This is a genomic window from Mesorhizobium sp. M7A.F.Ca.CA.002.09.1.1 (genome assembly GCF_003998555.1).
Classification (GTDB): Bacteria; Pseudomonadota; Alphaproteobacteria; order Rhizobiales; family Rhizobiaceae; genus Mesorhizobium; species Mesorhizobium ciceri.
This window is the reverse complement of the sequence record NZ_RZRR01000514.1, coordinates 1-4,072: the sequence shown is the minus strand read 5'-3', so window position 1 is coordinate 4,072 and position 4,072 is coordinate 1. Positions and strand designations below refer to the sequence as shown.

4 protein-coding genes are annotated in these 4,072 nt (G+C 64.4%); 3 read left to right on the top strand and 1 reads right to left on the bottom strand.

The features are described 5' to 3' along the window. Positions 1-1,129: gamma-glutamyltransferase (ggt, locus tag EN994_RS20960; protein WP_127307779.1), on the top strand; the 1,129-nt coding region annotated here is incomplete at its 5' end. 86 nt (positions 1,130-1,215) lie between these two features. Here the strand turns inward: ggt and EN994_RS20955 are convergent. Further along, complete coding sequence (locus EN994_RS20955) at positions 1,216-1,563, bottom strand: hypothetical protein (RefSeq protein ID WP_032808338.1); 348 nt, start codon at positions 1,561-1,563, stop codon at positions 1,216-1,218. A gap of 504 nt (positions 1,564-2,067) precedes the next feature. Here EN994_RS20955 and EN994_RS20950 point away from each other — a divergent pair. Then, on the top strand, positions 2,068-2,943 hold the full coding sequence (locus EN994_RS20950) for an ABC transporter substrate-binding protein (protein WP_024503125.1): 876 nt from the start codon (positions 2,068-2,070) through the stop codon (positions 2,941-2,943). Further along, positions 2,936-4,072, top strand: a 1,137-nt coding sequence (locus EN994_RS20945; RefSeq protein WP_164746048.1) for an iron chelate uptake ABC transporter family permease subunit, incomplete at its 3' end; no start/stop codon positions are given. The genes EN994_RS20950 and EN994_RS20945, both read left to right, overlap by 8 nt.

The window sequence follows — 4,072 nt, the reverse complement described above, 5'->3', positions numbered from 1 at the left end:
CTATGGCATCGGCGAGCGGCTGGTCCAGCCCGACCTCGCCGCCTCGCTCGCCGCCATTTCCGAAAAGGGTACGGATGCCTTCTATAAAGGCGCCATCGCTGACGCCATCATCAAGGCGAGCGGCGCCAAGGGCGGCATTCTCGCCAAGCCGGATTTCGAGCAATATGCGGTGCGTGAGCTCAAGCCCGTGACCTGTACCTATCGCGGCTACGAGATCACCTCCTCGCCGCCGCCCAGCTCCGGCGGCATCATCATCTGCGAAATCCTCAACGTGCTGGAGGGCTACCCGCTGTCCTATCTCGGCGCAGGTTCCGCCGAGACGGTCCACGTCATGGTCGAGGCGATGCGCTACGCCTATGTCGACCGCAATTCAGCGCTTGGCGATCCTGATTTCGTCGATAACCCGGTCTCGAAACTGCTTGATAAGGCCTATGCCAAGGATATCCGCGACAAGATCGACCCGTTCCGGGCCGGCGTGTCGCAGGATTTGATGCCGAAGGGCTTTGGCGAGAGCAAGGAGACGACGCATTATTCGATCATCGACGATGCGGGCAATGCGGTCGCGGTCACCTACACGTTGAACGGTTCCTTTGGAGCCGGCGTCGTCGCCGACGGCACCGGCATCCTGCTCAACAACGAAATGGACGATTTCACCCAGAAACCCGGCGTGCCCAACCTCTATGGCCTGGTCCAGGGGGAGGCCAACGCCATCCAGCCGAAGAAGACGCCGCTGTCGTCGATGAGCCCGACCGTGGTCGCCAAGGACGGCAAGCCGTTCATGGTCATCGGCAGCCCCGGTGGTTCGCGCATCATCACCATCACGCTGGAAGCGATCGTCAATGTCATCGACCACGGCATGAACATCCAGGAGGCGATCGACGCGCCGCGCATCCACCATCAATGGCTGCCCGACAAGGTGTATGTCGAGCCGTTCGGCCTGTCGCCGGACACAGAAAAGCTGCTGGCCGGCATGGGATATCACCTCGATCTCGCCGACCAGACCTGGGGTCAGGCCGCCGGCATCCTGGTCGGCGGCAAGAGCCTGGCGGAAATCGAGAAAGGCGGCGGCGCGCGCTACAACGGCGCCATCGACAGCCGCGCGGCCTCTGGCGAGGCGCTCGGATACTGACAGCTCGGAGGAAAAGCTTGGAGCAGCGTGGCGATTCGGGTTGATCGCCCGCTGCTCAAGTGGATCGGCTCACACCGACTTGACCGTCACAAGACCAGCGTGAGGGTGGACGCAACCAGCATCAAGGCGGCAATGCCGACGAACAGCGCATAGATGCGCGGCCGGTCGAGCAGCAGCGCATTTCCGGAGATCCAGGCGGATGTGGCGCCGCCAAGCGCGAAGAGGAAGCCGTTGCGGTGCCCGAAGACCATCGATGCGGCCATCAGCCCGCCGATGATCAGCGCACCGAACACGATGATCACGGCAACGGCATATCTCTCGAAATCATTGCCGCTTCCCATGCTCGGGCCGATTGCGTTCAAGGTTGGCAGGTCGTCCGGATCGAAAGGGTTCGTCGACCCGTATTCGTCTTGACCGGCAGGCTCTCGCATCATTCGTTCTCCGTATAGCGGCAACAAATCATCAAGCCTTGCCGAGTGCAACCCGATCACGCTGCCTTGATGCGTTCGACCGGTCCTTGACGTCTTCAGGTGGCGGCTTGCTGCCGGCTTTTGGTTCTTGGCCGTCTTTGGTCTCTCAGGCAATCCAGGAAACGGCTGCCCAAAGGCGACCGTAGCTCCCTCTATCATGGAATGCATTCGTGGAGGAAAAATGATGCGGGGCGCGGATTGGGCTTCGCAAACCGTGATTCGGACGGTGACGTCGCACAGGGTTGTTGTACGGGCGAATCGCCTTGCGGCCAGTGGGCGTCTGCGCTTGGCATGCGGTTGCGTGAAAGTTGACTGGGCAGGCATCTTAAATGTTGACTAGTATACTCATGTTTCATAGTCACCGGGCAGTGGTCACTGGAGACCAACCCCCGAAAAGCAGGGCCGGCCGCATTGCAGAGAGACCAAGAGCCCCAGTCGAGAGCCGCGCCCGATCATTTGCGCAGCCGAATGACCCGGCGCCAGGCGCTCGGGCTTTTTTCGCTGCCGTTCGCCGGCATGAGGTCCTCCACGGCTGAAGCCCGTCCGTTGCGCATCGTCTGCCTGGATGACGGGTTGACCGAGACCTTGCTCATGCTCGGTGTCAGCCCGGTCGCCATTGCCGATCGGGAGGTCTGGGAGAAATGGGTGGTCGAGCCGCGGCTGCCGCCCGACGTCGCCGATCTCGGCACGCTGCTCGAGCCCAATCTCGAATTCCTGCAGCAGCTCAGGCCCGACATCATCCTGTCCATGCCGTATCTCGAGGGCATCAAGCCGCTGCTCGAACGCGTGGCTCCAGTGACGACGATCGGGCTCTATACCGAGGCCGGGCAACCCTATCGGCGCGCGCTCGAGGCGACGCGCCAGCTCGCCGGGCTTGTCGGCAAGGAAAGCGAAGGCGAGGCGCTGATCGCGGCGACAGACGCGTATCTTTTGGAGGTTCGCCAGCAACTGGCGCCGCTTTCGGCACGGCCGATCTATGTCGTCAGCTTCCTGGACCCCCGCAATGTGCGCGTCTACGGCGCAAAGAGCCTGTTTCAGGAGGTGTTCGACCGCATCGGGCTCAGCAACGCGTGGACGGCCGAGACCAACTATTGGGGGTTTTCGACCGTCGGCATCGACGGGCTGGCGACATCCAGCGATGCGCGCCTCGCCTATCTCGAACCCTTGCCTGAGGGCGCCGGCGGCACGCTGACCGAAAGTCCGGTCTGGAATGCCATGCCCTTCGTGCGCAACCGCTCGATCATGCGCCTTCCTGCCGTCCTGATGTTTGGCGCGCTTCCATCCGCGAGCCGTTTTGCTCGGGTCCTGGCATCGGCGATGACCGCGGAGGCCGCCCATGGCTGAGGATGCTGCCATTGCCCAAAGGGGGAAGCCTGCGTCGGCCGGCCGGGCCCCCGTGTGGAGCTTTTCCAGCAATCAGCCGGTAGGCGCGATCCTGCTTTGCGCGGTGCTGCTCGCGGCTGCGGCAGCGGCAACCGTCTCGAACCTCACCGTGCAACTGCCATCGGCGCTCTGGCTCCAATCGCTCGCCGCTCCCGACATCGCTGACATGCGGCAGGTGCTCGTCCACTATGCCTTCCTGCCCCGTCTTGCGATCAGCCTTTTGTGCGGTGCGGCGCTCGGGCTTGCCGGAACTGTCCTGCAGCAGGTTCTGCGCAACCCGCTCGCCTCGCCTGAAACCGTTGGCGTCTCGGCCGGCGCCTATCTGGCGCTGGCACTGGCGACGCTTCTGTCACCGTCCCTGCTTGCCTTCGGCCGCGAATGGGTGGCGCTGGCCGGCGCATTTATGGCCCTTGCCGCCGTCATCGCTCTGTCCTGGCACAAGGGCCTGTCGCCGCTTTCGGTGGTGCTGGCGGGGCTTGTGGTCAGCCTCTATGCCGGCGCCATCGGTGCCGCTCTCATCGTGCTGCGGCATGAATGGCTGGCCAGCCTGTTCATCTGGGGCGCCGGTTCGCTCGGCCAGCAGGATTGGTCGACGACGCTGTGGCTTTTGCCCCGCATCGGCACTGCTGCGCTTGCGATCTTCTTCATGGTGCGGCCCCTGACCCTGCTTGGCCTCGACGATGAAGGCGCGCGCAGCCTTGGCGTGCCGCTCGGCGCCTATCGCTTCGCCGGACTGGCGGCCGCCGTCGCGCTGATCGCGTTTGTCGTTGCCGCTGTCGGCGTCATCGGCTTCGTCGGCCTGGCCGCGGCGACGCTCGCGCGCATCGGCGGTGGCCGGCGGCTTGGCCAACAACTGGTGATGGCGCCGCTGATCGGCGGCGCGTTGCTGTGGGCCGCCGATCAAGGCGTGCAGATCGCCACCGGGCCGCAAGGCGACCTGCTGCCGACCGGAGCGATCACAGCACTTCTCGGTGCGCCGCTGCTGCTCTGGCTGCTGCCGCGCCTTGCGCTTGGCTCGGAAGCCCCGACCTTGATGGCCGTGCGCCTGCCGCGCGCAAGCCGGCCCGGCCTTGTTCTCATGGCACTCGGC